Source organism: Staphylococcus sp. 11262D007BW (assembly GCF_053547815.1).
This window is the reverse complement of sequence record NZ_JBPWPJ010000001.1, coordinates 2,105,613-2,130,924: the sequence shown is the minus strand read 5'-3', so window position 1 is coordinate 2,130,924 and position 25,312 is coordinate 2,105,613. Positions and strand designations below refer to the sequence as shown.

Here is a 25,312-nt window from a genome sequence, read left to right as displayed (position 1 = left end):
TTTTCCTAATTGTACCGTATCTTAATTATTTTCACAATATTGTCACAAATAAATATGATGCTACCTTTCAAACGACGCCACCGCGATTTAGTTCAATTTTCTTTGAGGCATAAAACTATAGATCACCATCGCTAACACTAATACACTACAAATCACATACATCCACATAAAACCAATGCCATCAGAAACGGGTCCCATGACGGCACCTCCTAAGGAAATACCTAAATCTGCACACGCAATAAACAGCCCTAATAACATATTGCGACCTGCACGTGGTAAGGCAAAGCTAAGGTAAGAAGTAAGTGTAGGATAGACTAAAGCTTGAGTGGTCCCTATCATGACTGCACTACTATAAAATAAAATGACTGAAACATAAGGCCCTAAGGCTACGATACCCGCAGCAATACAAAGCAACATCAATGTTGTCGCCATAAACCTAGGATGCCACTGGCCATCAGAAGGAATGTGCTTTCTTAAAACAAACCGTGCCACGACTACTGTAACCGCTTGAATCGTTAGAAATACAGCTGCATTACCAAACGCTGCTTTCACAATATATAAAGGGATAAAAGTGCTCACTGCCCCAAACACAATTGAGGTCATCACCATGATTAATCCACTTTTAAATAGTACGCGATTGGTGAATAACTGTCCAAAAACGGTAACGGCGTTAAATGGCAGAGGTTCTACTTGTTCGGTCGTCGAGTCCCGCTCTTTTCGTGTCGCTATATAACCAAAAAAGGCTGTAGAGAGCGCTATTATAAGCATCACACTAGCAAACAGACTCATGTAATCAAATGACCACAGTTGCACAGCAATCATCGGTCCTACTAAATTAGGTATCGTGGAAAATAAAGAATAAAGAGATACACCTTCTGAACGATGTTTTTCAGGTAATGTATCAATAATGCCGAGTTGAATAGACATTGAAAAAAAGGCCGTACACACACCTTGAATGACACGTGCGATGAAATATCCTTTTAAATCTGTAAAACCATATAAAATCAGTGCTACCGCATTAATCACTAAAATGAATCGTAAAATACGAATCGGACCAATCCGTGCGATAATTTGACCAGCACACGGTCTAAATACCATCGCCGTTAACATATATGCGCCCATCACGATGCCAATTGTCGTATTGGATGCGCCTAAATCATGCCCATGGAGCGGGATAAATACATTAAGAATGGCATTTGCACTAAAAAAGAGTAACGTTAAAAGATATAGTCTAAGAAACGGCCACGCCATGGCTCCTTTCATGCGCACTCCTCCTTATAATATAAGCTGTTTTTGAATTAATTCTTTCGTATAATGATGGCTTGCATTGTGTAAATGATGGGTTTGAATTTGTTCAACAATACGGCCTGCTTGGAAAATAATGAGTTCTTCACATAAATACGTAGCAGCTTGTATATCATGTGTGATAAAAATATAACTTAATTGCTTAGTCGTCTTTAATTTCTTTAACAAATCTAATATTTGCGTTTGAATAGACATATCAAGCGCACTAATCGCTTCATCAAACAGAATATAAGTGGGATGAATCGATAATGCCCTTGCAATGGCTACACGTTGCGCTTCTCCACCTGACAGTGTATTTGGATATTTATCTAAAAATGCAGCCGATAGCCCCACTTCTTCTAATAATGTGATCGCTTCTTGTTCCATCGTTGCTGTTGACTGTTTGCGACAATGACACATCACTTCAAACAATATTTCTCTTACAGTCTGAAAAGGATGGAGTGAGGAGGTATAATCTTGAAACACCGCACCAATTTGTTGATAACGCACGTCGCGTTTATGGATCGGAGCACCTTCAAGCGTTACGATGCCGTGATCTGGTTTTTCAATACCAAGCACTAAGCGACTCAATGTCGACTTACCACTGCCACTTTCACCAATAATGGCGATCGATGCCCCTATTGGACATTCAAAACTGACATCATTAATAATGGACCGCTTCTCTCGCTTCAATAAATGACGTTGATGGTACCCTTTGGTGACATTTTCAACTTTAATCACGGCCATCGCCTCCTAACACACCTTTAAAATGATCATTAATTTTCTTTTTAGCATTCAGTAAATAATGCGTGTACGGATGTTTGGGGTGCTGTAATAAGGTATCAGTAGTGCCTCGTTCAACAATTGCGCCTTCTTTCATTACAATCACCTGATCAGCTACATGCTTAATGACTGCTAAATCATGAGAAATAAAAATCATACTGCACTGAACTTGCGTTTTAATCTGCTTAAATGCTTCTAACACTTCATATTGTGTAATCGTATCTAATGCTGTGGTCGGTTCGTCAGCGATGATTAATTCTGGCTCTAACGCCAAAGCTAGCACAATCATTAAACGTTGTAGCATCCCCCCTGACAGTTCATGAGGATAAGCAGTGAGCAGCTGTTCTGGCTGTTTGAAAGCCATAGTCGTCATATGTTTGACCAATACCTCTCTTGCTGTTTGTTTGGTCATAGCTACATGGGTACGTAACACTTTGATCATTTGTTTGCCCAAAGGCACGGATGGATTAAACGCACGTGTCCCTTGTTGCATAATCATCGCAATTTTACGTCCACGGAGCGTGCGCAACGCCGGTTCACTTTGCATATTGAGCGGTATCCCATCAAAAACAATGTCACCAGAGCTTACTAAGTTTTTCGTATTCAATCCTACTATGGCTTTACATGTAATCGACTTGCCACTACCACTTTCGCCAATAATACCAAGTGTCTCACCGTGTTGTAAGTCAAAATCAATATGTTCCGTTAATACGGTGTGCGTTAAGGTGTCAGTGATGGACACATCACGCATTGTTAAAAGCGTCATCGTGCTTCATCCCTTTCGTAACACGCCCAGATGAACGAGTCATTTTAATGCGAGGATCAATCGCAATTTGTAGTGCATCCGATAAAAAGTTAAAGGCCATAACAATAATGACAATGGCAATACCTGGTGCAAACATCATTTCTGGATGCGTAAACATCACTTTTCGAGCTTCATTAAGCATCATCCCCCACTCTGGTGTCGGTGCTTTCACACCCAGACCAAGAAAAGAGAAGCCTGAGATTTGAAGAATCATCGAACACATCGAACTACTTGCTATAATGGCAATATCAGTTAGTGTTAATGGCAAGATGTGCTTTAAAATGATTTGATAATGAGGCATGCCAATGGTTTTCGCAAATTTGACGTGATCTGCTGCGGTATATTGCATTACACTTGTACGAATCACGCGACAAAACCACGCCCAACGCGTCACGATAAATGCGATAATAATGTTTTCCATCCCAATACCAAACAATGCAATTAAGGCAAGGGTCACGACATAACTTGGAAAAGCTAACATCACATCACATAATCGCATGATAACCGCATCAACATACCCTCGAATATACCCTGCAACTAAACCTAACACGGTACCGATCGCAACAGATATTATTAGCGCGACACATACATATAGTAAGCTAGGTCGAATCGCAAAGATTAAGCGCGTTAATACATCGCGTCCTAAATGATCGGTGCCTAACCAATGTTGAAAGCTCACACCGGCATATTTTTCTGTAATATCAATGGCTGTCGGATCATAACGTGTCACCCAAGGCGCCATCACCCCTAATCCAATATATATTCCTATAATACAGAGGCAGAGGACTGCACCTTTATCTTGTAATAAACGTCGAATGATGCGCATTAACGTCCCTCCCTTAGCTTCGGATTAAGGTACGCATTAATCACGTCAGCAATGGTATTAAATACAACAAATAAAGCTGCGACGATTAATACATAAGCTTGAATCACTGGAAAATCTTGTTCCAGTATCGCTTTTATACTCAATTGTCCAAGTCCTGGCCATGCAAAAATATACTCAATCACCACAATTCCTCCCATAATCATAGGAATCGACATACAAAAGAGAGAGACGGCTACTTGTAGCGCATTGCGTAATATATACATTGTTAAAGTCAAAGGTTTAAGACCGCATGCTTTTAAATAGAGCACATAATCTTCGTTCATCTGTTCAATCATTGAGCGCCGTACATTTCTAAAATAAAGCCCAGCGTACGTCATCGTAATAACCAATACGGGTAACACATAGCTTTCAGGTCCAGTTAGTCCAGAAGTTGGTAATAAATTAAGTGACACCGAAAAGTACAAAATCAATAACGACGCTACCCAATAGGAAGGCAGTGCCGTTAAGAAAAATGCACTTGATCGAACGAGACGATCCACAAGGCGTCCACGTGTTAGCGCACTCACCACGCCTAATCCGATAGAAGTGATGATGACGCTTAAACTGGAGACGATAGTCAACTTTAATGTGTTCCAAAAAGCTGGACCAATCCGGTCAGCTACTGCATCTCCTGTAATATAACTTTTTCCAAAGTTCAGCTGAAACGCTTGTATTAACCAATTTTTATATTGGGTTAAGAATGATTGATTAAAACCATACGCCTCATTCGTTGCTTCAATCAATGCTGGTGTAATGCGAGGCGCACCTTGTGCATGTAAAATCGTGACAGCTGGGTTGCGATCTGTTAAAAATGTCATTAAAAACGTTAGAAAACTGACGACAAGTAATAATGGAAACATAAGTATCATTCGTTTACATACAAATTTTGTCATCCAAACGCCCCTTTATTTGTAGTACATTTCATTAAAAGGTAATTCGTATTGTGATTGTGTAAATGACATGCCTTCTAAGTCAGATGGTGCCACAACCGTCATACGTCCATGTGAAATCGGAATGAAAATCCCTTCATCTTCCAATGTCGTTAAAATAGAGCGATAAGCATCAGAACGTTCTTGCTGACTTTGCATTTTAAAAGCTTCATCAATGGATTGATATAACGCCTCTTTTTGAGCGATACCTGACGTGGCACTTTCATATCCTGTTTTCGCTTTAAAGCCAGCGATCGTGCTTTGAGGATCATAGAGTAAGCCCCATGTTTGGTTAAAGAGTAAATCATAGTCTCCCGACGTACGACGATCCGCAATCTTATCTGCTGTTTCGCCATTTAAATGTAACGTCACGCCTGCTTTTTTCATTTCAGATTGTAAATATTCTGCTTCTTCTTTTTGGCTTGTAGATCCTTTGTCATAGGCTAATGATAACGCGAGAGGCTTGCCGTCTTTTTGTCGCATCCCGTTGTCATCTTTCTGCCAACCGGCTTGATCTAATAATTGACCTGCTTTTTTCAAATTATATTGACGTGTTGGCACATCAAAATTAATATCTGTTACATTTTTCGCAAATAATTGCGTTGCTGGTTTTTCTTCTCCATTCAGTATCTCTTTCGCAATTTGATCTCGATTCACCATATGACCTAATGCTTGGCGCACCGTTTTATCATGAACTGGACTTTGTTTTTGACCGGAATTGACGACAATCATTTTTGTATTCATCGGTACACTTTGCGACACTCGATAGGCGCCTGTATCTTCTAATTGTTTGAGCGAATCCTGATCTAAACTGTCTGTGCCACGGTCATCAGTAAAAGCAAAATTCGTTTCTCCTTTTTTCATAGAAAGGAAAGCTGTTTCACCCGCGGGCATGACTTGAGCTTTCACCGTTTTAATTTGAGGTTTTTTGCCCCAATACGCTTCATTCGCATTAAACTCAGCTGATTCATCTTTTTGATGTTCTCCCATTTTATAAGGGCCTGTACCATCAAATTGCTTCACACCATTTGCTGTCGTCCCATTTTTAAAATCTTTAGGTGAGACAAACACATAAGGTCTCGGCATCGCCAACTCTGCTAAGGTTGGTTGATAAGGCTCTGTTAAATGAATGGAGACCGTATAGGGATCCTCAACTTTAACTTGATCAATCAATGTCGACAATTTTAACCACGAGTGAAGTTCTTTATTATTTTGAACTGCATCGATATTTTGTTTCACAGCCTGTGCATTAAATGGCGTGCCATCATGAAACTTCACATCGTCTCTCAAATGAAAAGTATAAGTCTGACCATCCTCAGAAATGTCCCATTTTTTCGCAAGTAAGGGTTGAATGCCTTCTTTTGTATTTTTAACGAGCGGTTCATAAATCATACTTTCAGCAGACATCGAGCCACCGTATACATGTGGATTCATATCGCCAATATCTTTTACTGTAGTATAAGTAAGTTGCTTCTCTTCTTTTTGTTTTTCAAGTGCTTTATCGCTCCCACATCTAGCTAAAATAAGACCTGATGTTAAAACGATGACACCCATTTTTGATAATGTTTTCATAGTTTATCCCTTCTTTTATTAAATTCGTGATGTCTCCATAGCAGCTATTAAATTTGTGATATCCTCTTCAAATGCATCAAGTTGAAATTGGTTAGTGTAATGATAGTGTGGATGGGTCGTCATATACTCAATAAGAGATGTTTCGTAACGTTGCATAAATGTGTCAATCATTGGTGTCGCTTGATGTAAGCTATGGCCCAATTGCTGAATGACCTTAAGACGATAGTAATCTTCGCTTGGCATGCGTGGAATTTGAACTTCTCCCGCTTCATTTTGAAATAAACTTTTATAGGGTACGGCAGAAAAATCAAAATAACGTCCTGCTTTATCCGGTTTTGAAAAAGGGTCGATAAGAATCGCTGTATAACGCACATAGAGTAAATATTCTTGATGTATAGCAGGTAATCCTTCAAATCGTTGGACATCTTTCTCGTCCAACGTTTCTGGTCGCACGGGATAATTGTCTGTCACCATAAACTTTAATAAATTAATAGTCGGCACGTTTAACTTCGATAAAATGGCATTCATTTCTTGCCACATGACACGCATTTCATGAATGAGTGTCATCGTAATAGGTCCTTCTGGAAATAACTTATACACATAAACAGGATGGGGCATCCCCTCAAAAATGGCCTTTAACGAAAAGTCATTCATCAATAATGGTGGATGAACATATAAGGAACTATTTCGTGACTCAGCCTGAAATGGCGTCGATGCCAACGTTAATGGTATAGATACCGCTTGAAACTGTCCCATGACCTCCTTTAAATATTGAGAGGCGTGGTGCGTAGAACTCATATATAAATGTGTTTTTACGCCCGTCGTCATTACGTGTGTCGGATGGCGTGGATCCACCTGTCGCGTATCTCCTAAATAGGTGGAAAACACAATAATCTCAATATCATCGTTCAATGATTGCATCCAATTTTGAACTATTTTATGTGACCCAAGCGTAGGCGAGACTAATATAATATGCTTTAGTGTCCGTAAAACCTTTGAAGGTAGTTGATGCATCACAGTTAGATATGCATCACAAGGGCAAGCTAAAACTAACGTGTCGTACTGACCCTTTACTTCTTGATAATTTGCATAAAGCGCATGAAGGGTGTATGTGCCCGCTAACTGTGCATGGGCTTCATTTTGAACTGAAACTTTAAGATGATGGGTTGTGTGATAAGCCTTGTAAAAAGTACGCGCACGTGTTGAAGTTCGACAACGCCCTGCCATCTCAATCGTGTTGTGTGTATTTTGGCCGAATAAGCAGGCAAGTTGAACAGCCACAGGGCCGGTACCAGCTATTAAATAATTAGCCATCGAAGTCACCTACTTTTTGATAAATTGCGATATCAAAGATGTGATTCGGACGATGATGCCAATCAATGCAACGCCATTTTCTTGAATCAACAGCTTCAGATGGATAATTGAATAGTGACTTAAAACCATCGCCATAACGCATGGAGACGTATAACGGTTTGGATGTTAAATGGTAGAGTTGATCAAGAATCTGGTATTTAACCGGAATCGTTGAACTCATCATGACGTGCGTCACCTCTTGAAGACGAGCGAGCTGTTCCACAGATTGATGATAAATTTGAATATCATAAGATGGCGCTAATCGTTGAACCACTTGACGCCCCAACTGTACCGCTTCTTCATCAATATCTATGCCAATGACTGAAGCGCCAGTCTCTTTAGCTACTTGGATTAATGTCATTGGATAAGCGCCCGATCCAACAAGTAATAAGGTATCGTCTTCTGAAAGCTGACAATGTCTAAACTCTTCTGAAATACAGTGCTCAATATTATCGAAATAATCAGATTTCATAGGCTGTCCTTTAATTAAACGGCGCGCTCTTACAATTTCCATGGCTTTCACACATTCTGCTGTAATCGCTATTAATTGGTGTGTTAACCGTGTTTTAACCGCTTCATCTTGCCACGCCTTATAAGCTTGTTCATAAAACGGATGTCTAATAAATTGACCATATGTATCAATTAGCTTTTCAAGGTGCTGAGGATTAAGCTGTTTCTGCTTAAATTGGACATAACATGCTTCAAATCTTTTTAAAAATATCTCAAGTGTCGTATGCATTGATTGTGATGTCATTCTTAGTTCCATAGTTTGCTCCTATTCTGTCTCTATATATGCCATCCCCGTAGCTACTGTATGCACCGCTCCCTTAATCGTAATGTGACCTCTGTGTGTCACTGAAACAGTTAAAGTTCCTCCAGGTTGTACAATCGGTTGATCATGACATAAACATTCGGAATGATATAAATCCATTCCTACCGAGGCACTTCCTGAAGCACAACTGCGCTCCCAAATCATACTGTTGATTGCTGGAACATAAATCAGTGGTTCCATATACTGCTTCTTCAGTTGATATAGCATGACACCTACTGTTTTAAAATGCTGCTGCCATGCACTGTCTTGTAAAAATTGCTCCATCTTTTGTTTTAAAGTATGGTCAATTTGATCGACCGCAATCACAAAATGGAGGTATTGTGGATATTCAATACGCCTTGCTTGTATACTCATTCCTTTAAAATCAAGGGTTATCGTGGTAATTTGTGTCGGCTTTGGCATAGTCACCTCATAATAATCTGCCTCATGAAGTTGATAAACAACTTCACCTTCCCTACCTGACACCTCAACACTTCGCTGTCCTCTTTCTAACAAATGTTGATTTTTCAAATAATGTATAAAACAAAGTGTTGCGTTACCACAAAATTCTTGCCCACTCATCACTAATTTCGGTCTTTGATGCTTATTTTCTTCAATAAATCCAACCTGCTCACATCCAAGATGCATCTCTGACATCAATTGTTGTGCAATCAGTCCATAATGCTTTGAGTCGTGCTCTGAATGTACCAGCACAGTCATATTTCCAGCTGGATTATATTTCGAAAACTCAACGTGATGTAAACGCATATCTCCCTCCTTAGTTCGAATTAAATCGTAATTGTTTCGATTTGTTTATAATAGTAGCGAGTCGTTTTCCAAAAGTCAATACAAAATGATAACGAATTTCAATTAGTTAATGGGAATAGAGAAGCTATCTATACTAATAGAAGGTGTTAAACTTTAATGCTTGTTTATATACGTGGGACCTTGTGCTACAATCAAATCAAATAATTGTTGGAGGTTATTGAGTTGGTAGAAAAATTAATCAACTGGTTACTCCCAGTTTTTATTATTGTTGTCATATTAGCCTTACAATATTTTATTTCTTACTTTAAAGGCGGAAAATGGCGTTATTTAATTCCAGTGTTATTTTTAATCATTTTAATTATTTTACTTTCATTACATATCATCACTTTTGCTAGTTTTATGATCTATCTCATCATCGGCATAGTCTTTCTTGGCGAACAAGGTCATAGAGGCCAACGAGATCGAGACCAAAAGCATTCTCACTCAAATGATTAGTCGATCGCATAACATAAAAAAGACGATTTTCAAAAATTGAAAATCGTCTTTTTTAGTCTATTCAATTTACTTTTTAAAATGGATGGACATTACCATTTTTGATGGTTTGTTTAACTTGAATCTCATCATTCACGATGACAAGGTCTGCTTTTTTACCTGCTGCAATGCTTCCTTTTTCTTGGTCAATGCCTAATGCTTTCGCTTGGTTCAGACTAGACACACGCCATAGATTTTCTAATGAATCTCCTGTGAATGACATTAAATTACGTAAACCGTCATTCATTTTAAGAATACTACCTGCGAGTGAACCTGTTTTTAAATGCGCTTCGTTGTCTTTAACGATAACAGGTTGACCGCCTAATTCATATTCACCTTCTGGCATCCCTTTTGCACGCATCGCATCGGTAATCAAGAACATTTTCTCATGTCCTTTTTGACGATAAGCAATGTTCACTGAAGCTGGGTGAGAATGCACACCATCTCCAATAATTTCTGTACTAATATTTGGATTAGTCCAAGCGGCACCAAACATGCCTGGATCTCGATGTAAGAAAGGTGTCCCTGCATTGTAAAGATGTGTGACATGTTTCACACCAATATCTGAAGCATGATTCGTTTGATCAAATGTTACTTCCGTATGGCCCATTGAGAAAATGACATCATCTTTTAATGTTTTAATGGTTTCTTCTGCCCCTTCCACTTCAGGTGCAATCGTCACAATTTTAATTAACCCGTTCGCTACATCTTGAAAATGTTGTAATTGTTGAGCAGAAGGACGCTGAATAAATTTTGGATTTTGCGCACCAATTTTATTTTCAGAGATGAATGGCCCTTCTAAATGCACCCCTACGATATCGGCAGTCTGCTTACCGTCTTGTTGTTGCTGTACTTTAACAATGTTCGTTAACGCCTGTTCTATCGCTTCTGATGATTGAGTCATCGTTGTGGCTAAAAAAGAAGTTGTACCTTCTGATAATAATTGTTGTGCTAGATGCTGTAATCCTTCATATGAGGCATCCATTGCATCTTCACCATATCCGCCGTGAATGTGAATATCAATAAATCCTGGCAAGATGTTGTGGCCCTTAGCATCGATTGTGTCAAGGTCACCAGAATATTCCCCTGTTTCTACTGCTTGAATCATATCATTTTCTACAATAATATACCCCTTTGAAATCACGCCTGCTTCAGTATAAATTTTACCGTTTACAATTGCATATGACATACTATACCTTCTTTTCTTCAATTTAAATGGTTTATTCGTCCACGTCGTCGTCACCGGATAGTAATTCGTTCACGTTGATAATACCATCTTTTGCTTTTTGGGCATAATCTTCAGGTTGACCAATCATTTGTGCATTAATATAGCTAATAATCATTGGTAAGTTTAAACCTGTGTATAGTTGATAAGGTGCGCCTGACATAATCATTTTTGAAACTGTATTGGCAGGTGTACCACCTTGTAAATCAGCGAATACAACAATGTCGTCACCTTCATCAACAATTGCTTTAAAGTTCTTTTCAAAGTCTTCTTGACCTTGTTCAGGCGTTAATGCAACAGTATAAATATTTTCTTGTGGTCCAAGAATCATTTCAACACTATTTTTAATGCCTTCACAAAAAGCACCATGACTGACTAAAATTAATTTTTCCATCATTTTTCATCCCTTTTAAATATTTGTAATGACACCTAATGCAGATAAGATAACTGATACGATAATCACTAAGAAAATCGCACGTGTAGAGTTCATGTTTTTACGTCCAAGTAACCAGTAAATACCGAATACGATAAGTAATGGTAGTAAGCGTGGTAAAATCATGTCCGCATTATCTTGAATGTTAATCGTTAAATCTCCAATTTTTGGAGCCCATGCGAATTCGACTCGAATCATTGTGGCGACAAGTGCTCCGACCATAAATACCCCGAGCAACGTAGCCGCATTGGTTAAGGCTTCTAAACGATTTTGCATTGTGGTAACAAGTGAAATCCCTTCTTTATAAGCAAATTTCAATTGTTTCCATCTAAATACAATAATAGCAAGCATCGCTACGAACCATAGTAAAGCACCAAATGGGTTACCATCTTGTGCCATATTGGCTGCAAGTGCACCAAATATAGTTGGTACTAATGAACCGAATATAGAGTCACCTACTGCGGCAAAAGGTCCCATTAAACCAACTTTTAAACCTTTTACAGAGTCTTTTGCTGCAAATTGTTCTTTTTCTTCCATCGCAAGGTCAATACCTGTGATGATTGTGTTGAAGAAGTTACTTGTATTAAAGAATTGTGCATGTGTTTGCATCATTTCTTTTAATTCAGGTGTATCATCGCCATAAATCTTTCTTAATTGAGGCAAAATAATGAATAAGTAACCTGTCCCTTGCATACGTTCATAGTTCCAACCCCATTGGAAGAAGAATAGACTTCGAATGTTAATTTGTCTAAAGTCTTTATCTGTTAATTTGTATGGCGTAGTTGGTCTTGTTCCAGTGAGTTTGTCAGTATTGTCCATGTCTTCGATATCTGCTTTGTTAGATATATCGATATTATTTTGATCATAATTCGTCATCGTCTATCTCTCCTTCATCACCAGCATCTTGGTCATCTTGCGTGTTTGATGATGTTGCTGCTTGAGATTTAGGCGCAGAATTGCGTTTGTATTCTAATCCTGCTAGCGCAAAACCAATCGCTGCAATGGCAAGCATAGGTAGTGATGAGAAAGACATATCGAATTTATCATCTAAACCTGCTACAGCATCCCCAAGTCCTGACATTCCATCAAATACTGTTACCATCACTGCTGTAATAATAAATCCTAAAATGAAGTATGGATAATGTTTTTTCAATGGTAAGTAACGTAATAAAATCGCAAAACCGACTGCAGGTAAGACTGCTCCGGCTACAGTTAAACCGTCACCTAGCCATTTCAATTCATTATTTAAATAGTCCACGATGCTAGATACAACACTACCACCGAATACAAGCGCTAAAAATACTGGAATTGCACGTGATAATGCCCATGGAATCCCACCATATAAGAAGTTACGTTGGATGCCTTTATAATCCATTTGTTCAATTTTGGCATCAATACGATGTGCAAAGAATGTATTCGCAAAACGGGCTAAAATATCCATTTGAATCATTAAACTGGCAACTGGCACTGCTAATGTTGCTAATGCTTGTTGTGGATTCATTCCTAATGCAATAGAGAAAGCAACCGCTAATACTGTTCCTGAGTTAGCGTCAATACGTGAGGCACCTCCGAATGTACCTACACCTAAAATTGTAAGCTGCATGCCACCACCAATGATAAGTCCTGTAGTGACATCGCCCATAATTAAACCAGAAATAATACCGGCGAATACAGGGTGTCCTAGAATATTGAAGTGTAAATCATCTAAAATTTGGTACCCTGCATAAATTGTTAACAATAGTATTTGCCACCATAAAATGTCCAAGGCAAACACCTCCCTTATCTATCTATCCTTCTTTAATTAATGACATAAAGTCTACTGCTTTATCGTTAGGCACCATTTGAGAAATGATCTTAACACCTTGTTCTTTTAATTTTTTAAAGTTTTCAATATCCTCATCCATTACATTGATAGAGTTCGTAATTGAGCGTGTTTCACTTGTTTGAGACATATTACCGACGTTTAATTCTTCAACTTGTACACCATGATTCACTAAATCAACAAAGCGGTCTGGACGTTTTGCGATTACCATGACACGTTGAGAATCATATTTTCCGTTTTTAATGTTATTCGCTGCTTTTTCAATTGGTAATACACTTAATTTAATACCAGCTGGTGTCGCTAATTTTAAAGCTTGTTTATCAATATCACTTTGAGCGACTTCATCATCAATAACCATAAAACGTGTAATATTTAATTTTGTTGCCCATAAGTTTGCTACTTGCCCGTGAATAAGTCTTCCGTCGATTCTGTTTCCAATAATTGCCATAGTACATCTCTCCCTTAATTTGAAAATAGTGGTTGTTTAACTAATTGAATACTGTCATCATAGATGCCTTCAGTATCAAAAATAATAATTTCGTTTTGTCCTTCTTTTAAGAATGCTTTTGAAATATAAAGTGATTGGGTCGGTCCAACATTCCAATAACGGCCAATGTTAAAGCCATTTACAAGTACAATACCTTTACCGAATTGACTCATATCGATATGTGTATTGTCTGGTGTATCCAAATCAAATGTATATTTATAGAAAGCTGGTTGTTGTTCTGACCACTCGCGATCAAAATGATCATCTTTCAATTTGTCAAAATCAAGTTCAAATTGTTCCCAGTTTTGAACAAAATGTAAGTCTTGCATTAAACCTTGACCGAGGCCTTTACGTTGTGTAGCTGCGAGTAATTTGTAGCCGTAGTTTACACGTCCCATGTTTTCAACTAGCACATCAACCGTCACATCATCATTTAATGTCACTTCAAACTTATCGCCAATCTCTTCTTGATACGCTTTATACTTCAATTGTTGATCAACAAAGAACTGCACACGGTCTCTCGCATCAACTATACGAAATTGTTCCGTATCGCTTTCTTTTTTAATCGCTGTACGATATAACATGTAACCATAGCCCTTACCTGCTTCTTCCATCGTTTGCGGATAAAAGCTTGTCGTTTTATTCGAAATATCTTCTACAACTTCAAATAAGCTCACTTTATCAGCTAGTGGAATCGCTTTCTTTTCCATGAACGTTTTTACTTTAGGTTCGAACTGTTCAAGCTCTGGTAAAGCCTCTTTTAACATGTTTTGTAAGGCATAATATTTATCGTTCGGGTTCCCTGTTTCATCTAATGGGGCATGGTAATCATATGATGTTACTTGAGGTAAATCTTTTGTGCCTCGTGCGGAACATCCATTCCAAAAACCATAGTTCGTACCACCATGAAACATGTATAGGTTTACTGAGCCTAGTTCAATCGCATCTCGAACTTCATTCGCAAGGTCATCACCGTCACGTTTAATGATGTCTTCGCCCCAACGATTAAACCAACCATCCCAAAATTCCATACACATTAATGGCCAATCTTTACCGTATTCTTGATGGAATGCTTTTAAATTGGCAAAGTTTTGTTTCGTTCTAGAGCCAAAGTTTCCTGTTGGCAAGACGTCTTCTTCAATCATACTGCCTGCACGTAAACACTGTGCCCATGAACCATCTGATGTTGCGAAAGGAACAATGACCCCTTCCTCTTCCATCATTTTTTTGATGGCACGTAAGTATTCATGATCTTCACCAAATGAACCATATTCATTTTCAATTTGCATCATGATGATTGGGCCACCATGATCAATTTGTAGTGGTGTTAAAATTTTAAATAATTCATGGAAATAGGTACGTACTTTTTCTAAATACTTTGCATCACGTGAACGAATACGCATATTGCGATCGTTTAATAACCAAGCTGGCAGACCACCAAACTCCCACTCAGCGCAAATGAATGGTGAAGGTCTCACGATTGCGTATAACCCGAGTGATTGGGCTGTCTCTAAAAAGGTACGAATATCTTTATTTCCTTCAAAATCAAATTCACCTTCAACAGTTTCATGAAAATTCCATGGAACATAAGTTTCAACTGTATTAAATCCAAGTGCTTTTAAATTATAAAGTGAATGATACCAATCTTCTTTCGGCATTCTAAAGTAATGGATGGCACCAGATAAAATTTTCATTGGTTGGTCATCCAATAAAAAATCCGATGCTATTTTAAAACGACTCATTGTTTTGCCTCCTATTTAATTATCGAATAGGTGTTGCAGTTTTTTGATTTACCTCATTCAATGCTTTCAAATTGCTTAATCCTTCTGTACGTAACCATTCGCGTGCTGCATCTTCACCTTCATTTAATAAAGATTCTGTTGCACCTTTCCATGTTGCACGTCCACATAACACACCATTAAATTGAGAACCGTTTTGGGCTGCAAATTCTAAAGAATCATTAAATAATTGTGATGTAACTCCTGCACTTAAGTAAATATAAGGAATTGTTGTTGATTGAGCTTGCGCTTTGAATGCTTCTGCCGCTTCTTCTTTTGTCATCACAGCTGTTGAACCAAAGCCTTCAACAAAGTTCATATTTACTGGAATTTCAACTTTAAGGGTATCGACACCAAAACGTGCTTCGCTGAATAATTTCATTGCTTCATTCACTTTATGTGGTTTCACTTTTGCGAAAGCTTCCCCTTTTTCATCACCAATTTCATCGTCATACGTTAAAATTTCTAATAAAAATGGGATATTTTCAGCTTTACATTCTGATCCGACTCTCTCGATAATCGCTTGTTTATGTTGATTGATCTCATCAGACTCATCGACATCATAATAAAGTAAGAACTTCACAGCATCTGCGCCTTGTTCTACTAAGCGACGAACACTTTGGTCTTCAATTAAGCGTGGTAAACGGCCTGGACGGTCTTTAATGTAACCTGTTTGTTCATAAGATACGATCAATCCTGATGTTTCAGCGTTTGCTTTCATTGCATCTGAACCATATTCAGGGTCTACTAGAAAACTTGAACCTTCTGGTGTTAAAACTTCAGCCACTAACTTTTTGAATAATGCTAAATTTTCAGGTGTCCCTTTATCACCTAATAATCTACGCATCGCTCCACGTTGATCCACAGCTACTGCTGCGTAAATACCATTTTGATCGACTAACTTGCTTAAATCTTTAATTGTCATTTACAATCGCTCCACTTCTACTTCTTTTTTTATTGTTTCCACTTGATTTAAATCAATGTGACCTGTTTGCGTTTGTAAAGCGTTAGACGTCCCGCATGCTAAAGCAAGGGCGATTAGCGCTTCAGGTTCCAGTTGTTCATGGACACCATAAGCAATGCCTGCAACAGTTGAATCACCAGAACCTACTGGGTTAATAATGTCTTTATGAGGAATCGTTGCACGGTATACTTCATTTTTCCATTTGATGATAGCCCCATCGCCACCTAGTGTTAAAAAGACATCCATCTCTTTGAAGAAAGCGTGTGACTTCAATGTTTCTACACATTCATCAATCGTTAAGTCACCGGCATCTATAAGTGTTTCAAACTCAGATTGATTCGGTTTAATACAGTGCACGGGTAACTGTTCTGTTAATAACGCTTTTAGTTCTTTAGCGTTCGTATCAACGAGGTTATAACTCTTTGGATACGCTTCCAAAATACGTTTAGTATGTGCAAATTTAGTCGTATCATCCAACTGTGGAGAACTTCCACTTATCGTAACCACTGAGGCACGTTCAATGTATGACTGCATTTGTTCAACGTAGCGTGCTTGTTCTTCTGTCGAAATCACAGGACCTTGTTCTAATACTTCTGTTTGAGTCGAACCGTCATTAATCGCTAAACTTTGACGTGTCTCTCCTTCGATCGGTGTAAAAGATGAACGTATGTTCAGCGCGTCTAATGCACGTTGCATCCATTCGCCATGACTACCTCCCAAATAGCCATAAGCACAATAATCTGCACCGAGAATACGAAGTACTTTGGTCACGTTAATGCCTTTACCACCAGGATTTTTAATCGTTTCTTTGACGCGATTGACATCACCTACTTTAATAGGATCAATGCTATACGTAATATCTACGGATGGGTTAAATGTATGTGTTGCAATCATGGTTATCGACTCCTATTTTGTTGATTCTACTGGGTATATTGTGACACCTTTAACGACACGATTAATAAAACCATCTGGACTTGGATTATCTGGGTTTAAACCTAAAGCAACAGACTTTTTAGCTGCTAGCAATTGACCAAATATTAAATATTGTAAAGCTAACTCTAAATCAGTCAGTGATTCTGATTGTGGCAACGTAATCGCATGTTCATCATCATTTGCTTGACTATCCAAAATCAGTGTATGGTATTTATCTTTGACTTGACCTACTTCAGCAATAATATCCGCTTCATATTGACGAATATAATCGTTATTGCTGCGTAACATGATGAAAATCGCATCATCACTTAACCCCGCTTTAGGACCATGTCTAAAACCAAGTGTTGTTTCACGAGCAATTTCAATTTGACCGGCAGTTAGTTCGTTTAACTTCAAGCTTACTTCTTTAGTTAACTCACCAATTAACCCAGTACCAACATAAAAGACTTTAGAAAAATCAAGTTCGCTCACTTTATCTGCTTGTGCTTCAAGCCATTCGAAGTTTTGTTTTGCGATATCAAAGAAAGACGCATTAAATGAGCCTCCAAATAATACATAAACCGCAAATAACATTGAAGAGAAACTTGATGTCATCGCTAATGATTTATCGTTTGTTTCATCAGGTAAGACGATTTTAAACACATGATCTGTTTCTTGAGATTGACCTAAAAAGCCATCTTTATTGTTTGTAACAAATAAATGATAAGCATGATCTGTTAATTGATTAGCAATTTCAACCGTTGCTTTTGTCTCAGGACTATTACCAGAACGTGCAAACGATACGATAAGATAAGCTGTCTCATCATTAATGTATACTTCTGGATTTGTAACGAAATGTGTTGTTGGTACAGATTCAAATTCAAATTCTGTTAAATGATCGATGTTACGAGCCATGCGTGCTACATCACCAACATAAGCACTTGATCCTGCCCCTGTAAATAACACTTTTAAACGTTTTGTTGAGTTATTTTTTACCATTTGCTCGATAAAATCTTTGAACGCTGCTTGACGCTCTTGAATAATATCGAAAGTTTTTTGCCACATTTCTGGTTGTTGCTTAATTTCATTATAAGTATGTGTATTTTTCAACACGACAATGACCTCCCTATGTTTAATTAGCTTTACATTAATTTGACTGTGTATTTATACTTGTGGCCATTTGTAATACTCTGGGTATACTCAATAACCACATCGTTGTAATAACTAAATCGCTCAATATACATGCAACTTTCATCTACCTCGCCATTTAACAACTTCGCACTATTACGTGTTAGCTTACTCGCAACTAAATTTTCATAAGCATTGGTAATTTGAATATTGTAGTGACGATTTAACGTTTCGTACAATGAAACCTTGTTAAAATCAAAACGATCAAGGCCTTCACAATAGCGCATAGGTAAGTAACTCACTTCATAAATTAACGGTTTACCATTCGATAAGCGTAAACGTTTGAGTTCGTATACATATTGAAAAGGTTTCAAGTTCATTTTTTCTTGTAAAAATGGTGTTGAATTTTTCAATTCAATACTCAGCATGCGCGTACTGGCATGATCGCCATTTTTTTCAATTTCATCTTTGAAACTATAAAGTTTGTCTAAAAACTGCGTATATTGACTGCCAAGTACAAATGATCCTTTACCGTGCTCCCTCTTGATGAGATGATCTTTTTCAAGCCGATCTAGTGCTTCTCTAACTGTAATACGACTCACTTGATAGGCTTCGCAAAGTTTTCGTTCAGACGGTAATTTGTCCCCTTCTTGGTAACGTCCAGACTTAATACCATTATGAATGGATTCATAAATTTGGAAATATAGCGGCGTGTTTTCCATTACCATTTCTATCACTCTCCACTGGTTATAACCACCTAAAGTATAGCGAGTTTTCTTAATCTTGTAAAGGCTTTCAAATCATTAATTTTTGATTTAATTTTCATTATTATAAAAGAAATCAACATACTCACCCTCTTATAAATGTATTAATACACTTTATAATCTTTTTTACATCATTCAAATTAGTTAGAAAAAATTTTTTTGATTTTTTAAAGTGGATATGACCAGTCATTATATTTTTGATGTTCTAACGATTAAATTATGTCTTTTTATATGTATTTCTTGATAGATTGAGACTTTTTAATTTTGATATTAACTGGTATTAATTTTTTCTAATTTAATCTGTTCAAGACTGTTATCACAGTAATGTAAGGGTTTACAGAGGAAATTTTTAATTATATATTTTAATTAATCACACTAAAAGGAGGGCTTATTAGATGATTCAATCTAGAAAGCAAAATTATAGTATTCGTAAGTATGCCATTGGTACCTCTTCTGTTTTACTCGGAGTTACTATTTTTATGTCACTAGGTTCTTCCGCTTCTGCAGAGGAAATTCAAAATGAAACTTCTACTACTACTGATCGCCCTGAAACAACAGTGATTCAGTCTAATGAATCAACAGAAACTGATATTAAAGCACCGGTTGAAAAAGAGGCACCTTCAAACACTGAAGAAGCTACAACCGAAGTCACTGAGGAAGAGACAAACACTAATGACACCTCTTCCCAATCAGAAGAAATGCCACAAGCATCCAATTCAACTTTAGATACTGAAACAAATGAAACAAAGACCTCAAACGAGACTTCAGAGTCACAGCAAAATGAGGAACCGGTTCAAGAGCAAAATACACAAACTCGTTTACCTGAATCAACACCTCAACAGCACGATACATCTGAAAACAATACGTCGTTAAAGACTAATGTCCCATCATCAACAGAAGTCCAATCTGAAAAGGACACATCACTACCTATAAAAGAGAACACTACAGATGCACAAACTTTACCTTCACAACAAAACAATAACGAAGCGCCCGATGCTCAAGCACCATCACCAAAGGTTGAATCATCTAATACACCTGATCCTGCCTTAACTAAGCAATCCGTCTTTCGCTCAGCTTCAAATAATGATGTGAATACAACAGACAATCAACCTACAACTGAAAAGGTTAATCGTCTTGCACCAGCGCCTTCAGAAATAAACGCGCCTGAACTGGAAAATGTAGAAACTGACACAAATACACCAGAAGATGCACCGCCTCCAAGTGAGACAAACCAATCAACAGCGGTCGCAACAGCAACACGTTCAGTTCAAGACTCACCGTCAACAGCACAAGCCTTATCAGACAAGGCTGAAACCACTCAAAGTCAACCTGACTATGACGTACTTAAATCAGATGAGATGGAAGCAACGATCGACAAAACATTTCCAGCTGTTAAATCCTATCAATTGAAAAATGGTAAAACGATTGATGGTCAAGTCGTTGATAATCGTAATATTATTTTGAACGGCACATCAATTACGCCTCAAGTTTCTTATGAAAAAGTCAATGACAGTACAGCTCGCTATACATTAGATGCTAAGGATGAAGAGAATCAAATCGATGCAACACTTAAATTTGAACTCTCTATTCAAGATCGCAATGTCGATTTAAAAATGACTGATTTAATTAATCACAACACTGATCCAGAGCAAATCATTAATATTTTTGGTTTTGAAGATCAATCCCTTGTGTCAGTCAATTCTTCTCAAGATAAAGCTAATTTAACAACGACGAAAATGTCGACAGACACAACGAAAAGTGGCGATGAATCATACGATATTGACGCCGATTTTGATCCTGAATTTAGTGATATGGGTATGTACGGTTTCGTATCAAATGCTGATTTCAGTGCTGGATTATGGAGTAATGCGCAAATAGGTACTGGAGGCTCTCAAGATTATTTACGTGTATTAGCTAAAAGTCATCAAGTTGACGATAAAATCAATGTGGGATTAGGTTCAACGGCATGGATCATTCAACCTACCCCAGAACATGAAAGTGCTATGGATCAAGACTTACTCCCACACATTAAAATTGCCATTGCGGAAGATGAAAATGATGATGGCAATATTAATTGGCAAGATGGTGCCATTCGTTACAGAGATATTATGAATAATCCATACGGTTCCGAAGAAGTACCAGAACTTGTCGGTTATCGTATTGCGATGAACTTTGGTTCTCAAGCTCAAAACCCATTTTTAAAAACGTTGGATGGCGTTAAAAAGTTCTATTTAAATACAGACGGCTTAGGTCAGTCTATTATCCTGAAAGGTTATGGTAGTGAAGGTCACGACTCTGGCCATTTAGATTATGCTAATATCGGCGAACGCATGGGTGGTGCGGAAGACTTTAACAATTTATTAGAAAAAGGTGCAGATTATGGGGCACGTTTCGGTATTCATGTGAATGCATCAGAAACTTATCCAGAATCCAAAGTCTTTAATCCTGATTTACTGAGAAAAAATGAAGACGGCACTTTTAATTACGGATGGAACTGGTTAGACCAAGGGATCAACATTAACGCTGATTATGATTTAACACATGGCCGTAAAGAACGCTTTGAAGCATTAAAAGAAATTGTTGGCGATCGCCTTGATTTCATTTATGTAGACGTATGGGGTAATGGTCAATCTGGCGATAACTCCGCATGGCCATCACATCAATTAGCCAAAGAACTGAATGATTTAGGTTGGCGTGTCGGTGTGGAATGGGGTCACGGTATGGAATATGATTCTACTTTCCAACATTGGGCTGCAGATTTAACATACGGCAATGCTCAAAATAAAGGGATCAATTCCGAAGTAGCACGCTTTATTCGCAACCATCAAAAAGATTCATGGGTCGGTAATTATCCTAGCTATTCAGGTGCTGCTGACTTCCCATTACTTGGTGGTTACGACATGAAAGACTTTGAAGGTTGGCAAGGACGTAATAACTACAAAGATTATATTACGAATATTTTTAAAACAGATGTACCGACTAAGTTTTTACAACATTATCTTGTTAATCGTATTGAACACGGCGACCCTGTGAAAATGAAAGCTAACGATCAAACAATTGATTGGACACCGGAAATGCTTGTTGAGTTGACGAATGACGCTGGAGACATTGTTACTGTCGAACGTAAATCAAATGACTATGAAAATGATATCGACAACTATCGTTCACGTACCATTCGCCTTAACGACCGCTTAATTTTAGATGGCGATACGTACCTAATCCCATGGAATTGGGATGCAGACGGTCAGCCACTCACAGGTGACCAAGAAAAACTGTACCACTGGAATTCAGAAGGTGGTTCAACAACTTGGACATTACCTGACACATGGAAAACGAATGAAGTGGCTTTATACAAATTAACAGAAACAGGTCGTGAACTTGTCGATACGGTTGCAGTTAATAATGGCGAAATTACGTTAAATGACATCGACGCTGACACACCTTATGTCATCTATCAAACAGAACAACCGGAAGAAGAGATTCAATGGAGCGAAGATATGCACGTTGAAGACGCTGGTTTTAATAGTCAACAATTAGATCACTGGCAAGCTGAAGGAGATACAGATCAAGTAAGTATTGTTAAATCTGTATCTAGCAATGACATGTTGAAATTTAGCGATGTTAAAGAAGATACGCAACTCACTCAAACATTGACAGACCTTGAACCAGGAAAACAATATGCATTGTATGTTGGTGTGGATAACCGTAGTGACGCTTTAGCTCGTGCAATCGTTTCAAATAACGGCGAAACGATTGCCTCTAATCAAACTGGACAATCTATCGCTAAAAACTATGTTCAAGCTGATGCACATAATTCTAGAGATAATTCTGCTACTTTTAAAGACGGCAGTAGTTATTTCCAAAATATGTATGTCTTCTTTACAGCACCTGAAGATGGCGAAGTGACACTATCGTTAGCCCGAGATGCTGGCGAAGGTGATACGTACTTTGACGATATTCGAGTTGTGGATAACGACAGCAACCTACTCAAAGATGGCACATACTATCAAGATTTTGAAAATGTACCTCAAGGTTTATTCCCATTTGTCGTTTCTGAAGTGGAAGGTGTCCAAGATAATCGTATTCACTTATCAGAATACAATGCACCTTATACACAACGTGGTTGGAACGGTAAACGCGTAGACGATGTGATTGATGGTAAATGGTCATTAAAAGTTAACGGTCAAACTGGTAAAGATAAAATGGTCATTCACACGATCCCTCAAAACTTCTACTTTGAACCAGGTAAAACATACACTGTTTCTTTTGATTATGAAGCGGGATCAGACGATACGTACGCATTTGCAGTAGGCAATGGCGACATCTCTAAAAACAGAGATTTCACGATTACACCATTGAAAAATACAATCGATCCTGGTGCACCACAACGTGTTTCATTTGATGTAACTGGTGATGAAAATGGTTTAACGTGGGTTGGTATCTATTCAACAGATGCGAAAAATGACCCTCGTGGCGTAGAGGACTCAGCTCAAATCGACTTTGAAGGTACAAAAGACTTTATTCTTGATAACTTAACAATCACACGTGTAGAAGATAAAGAAGATACAACACCTGATACGCCAACAGATACACCACAAATCCCTGGTGAAGAAGACAATACAACACCTGATGTGTCAACTGGAGACAATAACAGTACAACAAATCCTGAAACAGATCCAGATCCAACACAACCTGACTTGGGTGAAGATGAACAACTTAATACAGAGGACACAGTTAATGATGACAGTCATATCACAGCAGAAGCACCAAATCATCAAGATCAACCAGGTATGGCTAATCACACAACAGGCATAGCTAACGAACAAGAAAACACAGCTCAATCAACACAGATTGATCAAGCGAACGACGTGACAGTGTCACCAACCTATCTTGAAACATCAATGAATCAACATAACAACGATGTATCAAACTTATCTACATCAGAAAACAGCAACAACGCCCAAATCATTGATCCTGTAACAGGAGAAATCATCACAACACAAGACAACCAAACAAACACAGATAACACATCACAAGCAGAACAACTCCCTGAAACAGGACAAACACACAACACATCACGCACAGGCTTCGCAGCACTCATCGCAGGCCTATTCGCAACACTCTTCGCATATAAGAAACGTCGCCGTAACCAATAAAGTGCGGACAATTGCGTTCAGGATTCGATGTAATACCTAGGGACAAGCGAAAATCGCTCTTTGATTTTTGCGCGTCACGTAGTATTATCGAGAATCCTGCAATTGGGAGCCGGATTATACAAAGTGCGGGCGCTTACGTGCACTTCGAACACAGTGAGATTAGTGCACGTTATGCATGCGAGTGATAACGAGCAGGCGAACCTTTCTTTAAGAGCAAAATCGAGCACCGAACTCAAACCGGTTTTTGGTTTTAGTGAGGTGCTCATTTTGTCGAGAGTTTTGCAGCACAGAGCCGGATTAAAATAAAGTGCGGACAATTTAGAAACACTTCGAACATAGTGAGTTAGTGTTTCTTATGCATGCGAGTGATAACGAGCAGGCGAACCTAAAACTGATAGTTTTAAATGGTTTCGTTATTGCTCGCGTTCCTACAGGCCTCGATCGAACTAATCAAACCTTCATAATAATTCAAGGAAGGTTTGATGGATTTCTCACTTCGGCGTGAGCTGTCAGGAGTCTCGCAACCGAAACCATTTAAAATGAATGTTTAATAAGCATTGAGAAACAGTCAATTGGTTATGGTGCATTTTTGATTTCGAGGAACTTGCCACTGATTGCTACCTTAGCCGAGACTTCTTTGGCATAGAGAGGAACGCCTATTCACTCGCGTTCATATGCATACTGATCACTAACTCACATTTGTTCGAAGTGCTCAGTAACGCGAGGCGTTAAGGTGCAATCAGTTTTTTACTAATATTCATCATCCTTTAGGAGTCTCGCTATTGAAACCATTTAAAATGAATGTTTAATAAGCATTGAGAAACAGTCAATTGGATATAGTGCATTTTTGATTTCGAGGCACTTTCCTCCGATTGCTACCTTAGCCGAGACTTCTTTGGCATAGAGCCGAAACTAAAAAGCACATAAAAAAGCCAAGCTTAC

Annotated in this window: 21 protein-coding genes; 2 read left to right on the top strand and 19 right to left on the bottom strand. The window is 38.2% G+C overall.

All coding sequences use genetic code 11. From position 1 onward, the window contains the following. Window positions 1–87 precede the first annotated feature (87 nt). From cntE to cntK, 9 genes are read right to left on the bottom strand one after another with little or no spacing between them, the layout of a single operon-like run. The gene (gene cntE / locus ACEE93_RS10345; protein ID WP_449154510.1) at window positions 88–1,263 is read right to left on the bottom strand and encodes a staphylopine family metallophore export MFS transporter CntE; all 1,176 of its coding nucleotides are present in this window, start codon (window positions 1,261–1,263) and stop codon (window positions 88–90) included. A 12-nt stretch (window positions 1,264–1,275) separates the two neighbouring features. After that, a complete protein-coding gene (locus tag ACEE93_RS10340) occupies window positions 1,276–2,025 on the bottom strand; it encodes an ABC transporter ATP-binding protein (RefSeq protein ID WP_449154509.1) in 750 nt (249 codons plus the stop codon). After that, window positions 2,018–2,833, bottom strand: coding sequence for a staphylopine uptake ABC transporter ATP-binding protein CntD (gene cntD, locus ACEE93_RS10335; protein ID WP_449154508.1), 816 nt, complete (start codon window positions 2,831–2,833; stop codon window positions 2,018–2,020). The genes ACEE93_RS10340 and cntD overlap by 8 nt, the downstream gene beginning before the upstream one ends. Continuing rightward, window positions 2,811–3,698 (bottom strand): staphylopine uptake ABC transporter permease subunit CntC, encoded by an 888-nt coding sequence (gene cntC / locus ACEE93_RS10330; protein WP_449154507.1) that lies wholly within the window; start codon window positions 3,696–3,698, stop codon window positions 2,811–2,813. Before cntC ends, cntD begins: the two co-directional genes overlap by 23 nt. Continuing rightward, complete coding sequence (gene opp1B, locus ACEE93_RS10325) at window positions 3,698–4,630, bottom strand: nickel/cobalt ABC transporter permease (protein ID WP_449154506.1); 933 nt, start codon at window positions 4,628–4,630, stop codon at window positions 3,698–3,700. Before opp1B ends, cntC begins: the two co-directional genes overlap by 1 nt. 12 nt (window positions 4,631–4,642) lie before the next feature. Continuing rightward, on the bottom strand, window positions 4,643–6,238 hold the full coding sequence (gene cntA, locus ACEE93_RS10320; RefSeq protein ID WP_449156560.1) for a staphylopine-dependent metal ABC transporter substrate-binding lipoprotein: 1,596 nt from the start codon (window positions 6,236–6,238) through the stop codon (window positions 4,643–4,645). 18 nt (window positions 6,239–6,256) lie between these two features. Next, a complete protein-coding gene (locus tag ACEE93_RS10315) occupies window positions 6,257–7,552 on the bottom strand; it encodes an opine metallophore biosynthesis dehydrogenase (RefSeq protein WP_449154504.1) in 1,296 nt (431 codons plus the stop codon). Then, window positions 7,545–8,357: a staphylopine biosynthesis enzyme CntL gene (cntL, locus tag ACEE93_RS10310; RefSeq protein ID WP_449154503.1), complete on the bottom strand. Its 813-nt coding sequence runs from the start codon at window positions 8,355–8,357 to the stop codon at window positions 7,545–7,547. Before cntL ends, ACEE93_RS10315 begins: the two co-directional genes overlap by 8 nt. Before the next feature lie 9 nt (window positions 8,358–8,366). Then, entirely contained in the window at window positions 8,367–9,170 is an 804-nt protein-coding gene (cntK, locus tag ACEE93_RS10305) for a histidine racemase CntK (protein WP_449154502.1), read from the bottom strand. A gap of 222 nt (window positions 9,171–9,392) precedes the next feature. On the opposite strand from cntK, the gene ACEE93_RS10300 reads away from it, so the two are divergent. After that, a complete protein-coding gene (locus ACEE93_RS10300; RefSeq protein WP_449156559.1) occupies window positions 9,393–9,665 on the top strand; it encodes a hypothetical protein in 273 nt (90 codons plus the stop codon). 73 nt (window positions 9,666–9,738) lie between these two features. Here the strand turns inward: ACEE93_RS10300 and nagA are convergent, their stop codons facing one another. The 10 genes from nagA to ACEE93_RS10250 are packed head-to-tail and all read right to left on the bottom strand — an operon-like array spanning window position 9,739 to window position 19,178. Further along, window positions 9,739–10,890 carry an N-acetylglucosamine-6-phosphate deacetylase gene (gene nagA, locus ACEE93_RS10295; protein ID WP_449154500.1) on the bottom strand — a complete coding sequence of 384 codons (1,152 nt, stop codon included), beginning with the start codon at window positions 10,888–10,890 and terminating at the stop codon, window positions 9,739–9,741. Between the two features lie 31 nt (window positions 10,891–10,921). Then, complete coding sequence (locus tag ACEE93_RS10290) at window positions 10,922–11,320, bottom strand: PTS sugar transporter subunit IIA (RefSeq protein ID WP_449154499.1); 399 nt, start codon at window positions 11,318–11,320, stop codon at window positions 10,922–10,924. A 15-nt stretch (window positions 11,321–11,335) separates the two neighbouring features. Next, window positions 11,336–12,178: a PTS system mannose/fructose/sorbose family transporter subunit IID gene (locus ACEE93_RS10285; RefSeq protein ID WP_449154600.1), complete on the bottom strand. Its 843-nt coding sequence runs from the start codon at window positions 12,176–12,178 to the stop codon at window positions 11,336–11,338. A 43-nt stretch (window positions 12,179–12,221) separates the two neighbouring features. Further along, window positions 12,222–13,124, bottom strand: coding sequence for a PTS mannose/fructose/sorbose/N-acetylgalactosamine transporter subunit IIC (locus ACEE93_RS10280; RefSeq protein ID WP_449154498.1), 903 nt, complete (start codon window positions 13,122–13,124; stop codon window positions 12,222–12,224). Window positions 13,125–13,146: 22 nt separating this feature from the next. Beyond that, the gene (locus ACEE93_RS10275; protein ID WP_449154497.1) at window positions 13,147–13,629 is read right to left on the bottom strand and encodes a PTS system mannose/fructose/N-acetylgalactosamine-transporter subunit IIB; all 483 of its coding nucleotides are present in this window, start codon (window positions 13,627–13,629) and stop codon (window positions 13,147–13,149) included. A gap of 14 nt (window positions 13,630–13,643) precedes the next feature. Next, entirely contained in the window at window positions 13,644–15,410 is a 1,767-nt protein-coding gene (locus tag ACEE93_RS10270; protein ID WP_449154496.1) for a glycoside hydrolase family 35 protein, read from the bottom strand. A gap of 19 nt (window positions 15,411–15,429) precedes the next feature. Then, window positions 15,430–16,371, bottom strand: a complete 942-nt coding sequence (locus ACEE93_RS10265) for a tagatose 1,6-diphosphate aldolase (RefSeq protein WP_449154495.1) — start codon at window positions 16,369–16,371, stop codon at window positions 15,430–15,432. Next, the gene (locus ACEE93_RS10260) at window positions 16,372–17,304 is read right to left on the bottom strand and encodes a 1-phosphofructokinase family hexose kinase (protein ID WP_449156558.1); all 933 of its coding nucleotides are present in this window, start codon (window positions 17,302–17,304) and stop codon (window positions 16,372–16,374) included. A gap of 12 nt (window positions 17,305–17,316) precedes the next feature. Beyond that, window positions 17,317–18,435: an SIS domain-containing protein gene (locus tag ACEE93_RS10255; RefSeq protein WP_449154493.1), complete on the bottom strand. Its 1,119-nt coding sequence runs from the start codon at window positions 18,433–18,435 to the stop codon at window positions 17,317–17,319. 29 nt (window positions 18,436–18,464) lie between these two features. Then, window positions 18,465–19,178 carry a GntR family transcriptional regulator gene (locus ACEE93_RS10250; protein ID WP_449154492.1) on the bottom strand — a complete coding sequence of 238 codons (714 nt, stop codon included), beginning with the start codon at window positions 19,176–19,178 and terminating at the stop codon, window positions 18,465–18,467. 431 nt (window positions 19,179–19,609) lie between these two features. On the opposite strand from ACEE93_RS10250, the gene ACEE93_RS10245 reads away from it, so the two are divergent. Continuing rightward, the gene (locus ACEE93_RS10245; RefSeq protein WP_449156557.1) at window positions 19,610–24,370 is read left to right on the top strand and encodes an endo-alpha-N-acetylgalactosaminidase family protein; all 4,761 of its coding nucleotides are present in this window, start codon (window positions 19,610–19,612) and stop codon (window positions 24,368–24,370) included. The last annotated feature ends 942 nt before the right edge of the window (window positions 24,371–25,312 follow it).

What these genes read in the sequence shown, in the direction of transcription:
- cntE (WP_449154510.1), bottom strand. Translation starts at nt 1,263, where the DNA reads ATGAAAGGAGCCATGGCGTGGCCGTTTCTTAGACTATATCTTTTAACG.
- cntD (WP_449154508.1), bottom strand. Translation starts at nt 2,833, where the DNA reads ATGACGCTTTTAACAATGCGTGATGTGTCCATCACTGACACCTTAACG.
- cntC (WP_449154507.1), bottom strand. Translation starts at nt 3,698, where the DNA reads ATGCGCATCATTCGACGTTTATTACAAGATAAAGGTGCAGTCCTCTGC.
- opp1B (WP_449154506.1), bottom strand. Translation starts at nt 4,630, where the DNA reads ATGACAAAATTTGTATGTAAACGAATGATACTTATGTTTCCATTATTA.
- cntA (WP_449156560.1), bottom strand. Translation starts at nt 6,238, where the DNA reads ATGAAAACATTATCAAAAATGGGTGTCATCGTTTTAACATCAGGTCTT.
- ACEE93_RS10315 (WP_449154504.1), bottom strand. Translation starts at nt 7,552, where the DNA reads ATGGCTAATTATTTAATAGCTGGTACCGGCCCTGTGGCTGTTCAACTT.
- cntL (WP_449154503.1), bottom strand. Translation starts at nt 8,357, where the DNA reads ATGGAACTAAGAATGACATCACAATCAATGCATACGACACTTGAGATA.
- cntK (WP_449154502.1), bottom strand. Translation starts at nt 9,170, where the DNA reads ATGCGTTTACATCACGTTGAGTTTTCGAAATATAATCCAGCTGGAAAT.
- nagA (WP_449154500.1), bottom strand. Translation starts at nt 10,890, where the DNA reads ATGTCATATGCAATTGTAAACGGTAAAATTTATACTGAAGCAGGCGTG.
- ACEE93_RS10290 (WP_449154499.1), bottom strand. Translation starts at nt 11,320, where the DNA reads ATGGAAAAATTAATTTTAGTCAGTCATGGTGCTTTTTGTGAAGGCATT.
- ACEE93_RS10285 (WP_449154600.1), bottom strand. Translation starts at nt 12,178, where the DNA reads ATGGACAATACTGACAAACTCACTGGAACAAGACCAACTACGCCATAC.
- ACEE93_RS10275 (WP_449154497.1), bottom strand. Translation starts at nt 13,629, where the DNA reads ATGGCAATTATTGGAAACAGAATCGACGGAAGACTTATTCACGGGCAA.
- ACEE93_RS10270 (WP_449154496.1), bottom strand. Translation starts at nt 15,410, where the DNA reads ATGAGTCGTTTTAAAATAGCATCGGATTTTTTATTGGATGACCAACCA.
- ACEE93_RS10265 (WP_449154495.1), bottom strand. Translation starts at nt 16,371, where the DNA reads ATGACAATTAAAGATTTAAGCAAGTTAGTCGATCAAAATGGTATTTAC.
- ACEE93_RS10260 (WP_449156558.1), bottom strand. Translation starts at nt 17,304, where the DNA reads ATGATTGCAACACATACATTTAACCCATCCGTAGATATTACGTATAGC.
- ACEE93_RS10250 (WP_449154492.1), bottom strand. Translation starts at nt 19,178, where the DNA reads ATGGTAATGGAAAACACGCCGCTATATTTCCAAATTTATGAATCCATT.
- ACEE93_RS10245 (WP_449156557.1), top strand. Translation starts at nt 19,610, where the DNA reads ATGATTCAATCTAGAAAGCAAAATTATAGTATTCGTAAGTATGCCATT.